Below are 4,178 nucleotides of genomic sequence, written 5' to 3'. Positions count from 1 at the left end.
GTTCGGCGGCGCCGGGGGCGTCCTGGCCGCGCCTGCTGGTGAGCAGCAGCCGCTCGGCACCGCGGGTGGCCAGCCAGCGGGCGACGTGGCCGCCGAGGGCGCCGGTGCCACCGGTGACCAGGGTCGTGCCGCGCGGCCGCCACGGGGTGGCTTCACCGGCCGGGGCCGGTTCGAGCCGGCGGCCGAACGCGCCGCCGGACCGGATGGCGACCTGGTCCTCCCCCGTCCCGGCGAGGACGCGGACGAGCCGGTCGGCGGCGGCGGTGTCGGTGTCGATGTCGAGGTCGGCGGGCAGGTCGGCCAGACCGCCCCAGCGGGCCGGGAGTTCGAGTGCGGCGACCCGGCCGAGGCCCCACAGTCCTGCGGCGACCGGGTCGGGGCACTCGCCGCCGACGGCGACCGCGCCCCGGGTGACGACCCAGAGCGGGGCCGAGGTGCCGTCGAGGGCGTTGATCATGGCGACCGTGTCGGCGATGGCGTCCGCGCCGTCGAGTGCGAGCAGGGAGAGGACGTACTCCACGGACTCCACGGACTCGGCAGGCAGGTCGGGGAACTCGGCGGGCAGGACGGTGGCGCCGCGCTCGGCCAGTAGCTCCAGGTAGGGGGCGGCGTCGAAGCCGGGGCGGCTGAGCACCAGCCAGGTGCCGGACAGGGCGGCGGGGCCACTGTCGGGCAAGGGCTGCCAGCCGACCCGGTAGCGCCAGGCGTCCTCGGGGGCGGTCGCCGCGGCGGGGGCGGCGGGCAGCAGCCAGTAGTGCTCGCGCTGGAAGGCGTAGGCGGGCAGGTCGACCCGGTTGCCGCCCGCGACGGACCAGTCGACGGCCACGCCCGCGACGTGGAGCCGGGCCAGGCCGCGCCACCAGGTGTCGACCTCGTCCCGGCCGGACCGCTGCAACGGGACGGCGCCGTCGACGAACGCGGACAGGACCGCGTCCGGCCCGACTTCCACCCAGGCACCGACATCGGCGTCGGCGAGTGTGGCGACGGCGTCGGCGAACCGGACGGTGTCGCGGACCTGCCGGACCCAGTAACCGGGGTCGGTGACGTCCCCGCCCGCCACGATCCGCACGCGCGGCTGGTGGAAGGTGAGGGTCCTGACCGTCTCGGCGAACTCGGCGAGCATCGGTTCCATCAGCCGCGAGTGAAACGCGTGCGACACCGCAAGCCGCTTGACGCGACGGCCTTCCGAGCGCCACCGCTCCTCGAGAGCCGCGATCTCCTCCTCAACCCCCGACACCACAACAGAACCAGGACCATTCACCGCCGCCACATCAACACCAGCCGGAACGTCCTCTTCGGACACTTCCGCCGCCAGCATCGCCCCACCAGCAGGCAAACCCTGCATCAACCTGCCCCGAGCGGAAACCAGCACACACGCGTCCTCAATGGACAACACGCCCGCCACATGCGCCGCGGCGACCTCACCGATGGAGTGGCCGACGAGGTACTTGGGCCGCACGCCCCAGGATTCGAGCAGCCGGTAGAGCGCGACCTCGAACGCGAACAGGGCCGCCTGGGTGTGCCGGGTCTGCCCGAGCGCCTCGGCGTCGTCCAGTGGGACACCGCCGAGCCGGGCGAGGATGTCGTCGAAGACCCCGGCGAAGACCGGGAAGTCACGACGCAGTCCCGCACCCATCCCGGCACGCTGCGCACCCTGACCGGTGAACAGGACCGCGAGCCCGCCGGGGGCGGCGGTTCCGGTGAGCACGCCGGGGTGCGGCTCGCCGAGCGCGACGGCACGCAGGGCGTCCCGGTCGCCGGCCGGGACGACGGCCCGGTGTTCGAGGGCGGCGCGGGTCGTGGCCAGCGAGAAGGCGATGTCCGCCGGGTCGGCGTCGGAGCCGAGGCCGGTGCGCAGCCGGTCGGCCTGGGCACGCACGGCTTCGCCGGTCCTGCCGGAGAGGACCCACGGGATGCGCGCGGCCGCCGTGGTGCGCGCCGCGGGTTCGTCGGCAGGCGCCTGCTCGATGATCACGTGCGCGTTGGTGCCGCTGACACCGAACGCGGACACCCCGGCCCGGCGCACCCGGTCGCCGCCGCGCCACGGCTGGGCCTCGGTCAGCAGGGACACCGCGCCCGACGACCAGTCCACGTGCGGGGACGGCCGGTCGACGTGCAGGGTGCGGGGCAGCATTTCGTTGCGGAGCGCGAGAATCATCTTGATGACACCGGCCGCGCCCGCGGCGGACTGGGCGTGACCGAGGTTGGACTTCACCGAACCCAGCCACAGCGGCCGGTCGCGGTCCTGCCCGTAGGCGGCCAGGACGGCACCGGCCTCGATCGGATCGCCGAGCACCGTCCCGGTGCCGTGCGCCTCCACCGCGTCCACATCGGACGGTGCGCACCCGGCGGCGGCGAGCGCGTCCGCGATCACCCGCTGCTGGGCGGGACCGTTGGGCGCGGTGAGCCCGTTGGACGCGCCGTCGGAGTTGACGGCGGAGCCGCGCAGCAGCGCGAGCACGGTGTGCCCGTTGCGGCGGGCGTCGGACAGGCGCTCGACCAGCAGCACGGCGACACCCTCGGCCCAGCCGGTGCCGTCGGCGGCCTCGGCGAAGGACTTGCAGCGGCCGTCGGCGGCCAGCCCGCCCTGCCTGCCGAACTCGGCGAACGCGCCGGGACTGGCCATGACGGTGACCCCGCCCGCCAGCGCCAGCGTGCACTCGCCGCGGCGCAGCGCCTGCGCGGCCAGGTGCAGCGCGACCAGCGAGGAGGAGCAGGCGGTGTCGATGGTGAGCGCCGGGCCTTCCAGCCCGAGCACGTAGGCGACCCGGCCGGACAGCACGCTCGGCGCGGACCCGGTACCCAGGTAGCCCTCGACGTCCTCGGTGGCGGCGGTGGCGATGCCGTAGCCAGAGGTGGACGACCCGATGTAGACGCCGGTGCGCGTTCCGCGCAGCGCCAACGGGTTCATGCCCGCGCGCTCGACGGTCTCCCACGCGGTCTCCAGCAGCAGCCGCTGCTGCGGGTCCATGGCCAGCGCCTCGCGCGGCGAGATGCCGAACAGGCCCGCGTCGAACAGGCCCGCGTCGGGCAGGAACCCGCCGGTCGCCCCGGCGACGTCTCGCCAGCCACGGTCGACCGGTGCCGGTCCGGTCGCGTCGGCGCCCGCGTCGAGCAACGCCCAGAAGTCCTCCGGCGAGGCGATCCCGCCGGGCAGCCTGCACGCCATGCCGACGATCGCGACCGGTTCGGCGGCGGCGTCGGCCAGCTCGCGGTTGAGTGCCTTGAGCGACTCGTTCTCCTTGAGCGAGGTACGCAGCGCGGCAATGTACTGATCGACCGTGGCACTCATGACGCCCTCTCGCTCGCTACGCGGCGCCGCGACGCTTCGCTCATGACTGGTGCACCTCTCCGGAGGCGACCAGCCGCAGCAGGCTCTCGCCGTCCATGTCGTCGAGCGAATCGGCCTCGGCGGGTTCCCCGGCACCGGAGGCCAGTCGTAGCAACAGGTCGAGCACGCCTGCCTCGCGCAGGCGGGGCACCGGGATCGACGCCAGCGCCCGCCTGATCTCGGCGTCGGCGCCGGACTCGGGCTCTGGCGGCCGGTCCGTGACCAGGTGGGTGGCCAGGTGCTCGGCGAGCCGGGCCGGTGTCGGGTGGTCGAAGACGGCTGTCGCGGCGACCGGCAGGCCGGTGGTGGCACGCAGGCGGTCACGCAGCCGCACCGCCGACAGCGAGTCGAAACCCAGGTCGCGGAACGGCCGGCCGGGTTCGATCTCGGCGGCGCCCGCGTGGCCGAGCACGACGGCCGCCTGGGTGCGGACGATCTCGGCGAGCCGGTCGCCGCGCTCCCACGCCGGCAGCGCCGCCAGTTCGGCGCGCAGAGCGGCGGCGTCGGCCTCTGGCTCCCGTTCGCCGGTGGCGGCCTCCGGCAGGTCGGCCAGCAGCGGGCTTGGCCTGCGGGCGGTGAAGGCGGGGGCGAACCTGGCCCAGTCGACGCAGGCGATGGTGGCGCACGGGTCACCGCTGTCCACCGCGTGTTTCATGGCCGCGAGCGCGGGTTCGGCCTGCATGGGCGGCAGGCCGCGACGGCGGAGCGCCTCGCCGGTGGCGCCCTCGCCCATGCCGGGACCGGCCCAGGGGCCCCACGCGATGGCGGTCGCGGGCAGGCCCCGGGCCGCGCGGTTCTCGGCGACGGCGTCGAGTGCGGCGTTCGCGGCGGCGTACGCGCCCTGGCC

General features: G+C 75.3%; 1 protein-coding gene and 1 pseudogene. Both read right to left on the bottom strand.

Features of this window, described 5'->3' with window-relative positions:
- Nucleotides 1-3,277 (bottom strand): annotated as a pseudogene (locus WBA97_RS23535) (type I polyketide synthase); the annotation flags it as partial.
- A 55-nt stretch (nucleotides 3,278-3,332) separates the two neighbouring features.
- The coding region (locus tag WBA97_RS23530) for a beta-ketoacyl reductase (protein WP_424233066.1) at nucleotides 3,333-4,178 on the bottom strand (846 nt) is incomplete at its 5' end.

Source organism: Actinophytocola sp. (assembly GCF_049647105.1).
Taxonomy (GTDB): domain Bacteria; phylum Actinomycetota; class Actinomycetes; order Mycobacteriales; family Pseudonocardiaceae; genus Actinophytocola.
This window is presented reverse-complemented; position numbering and strand designations above follow the sequence as displayed.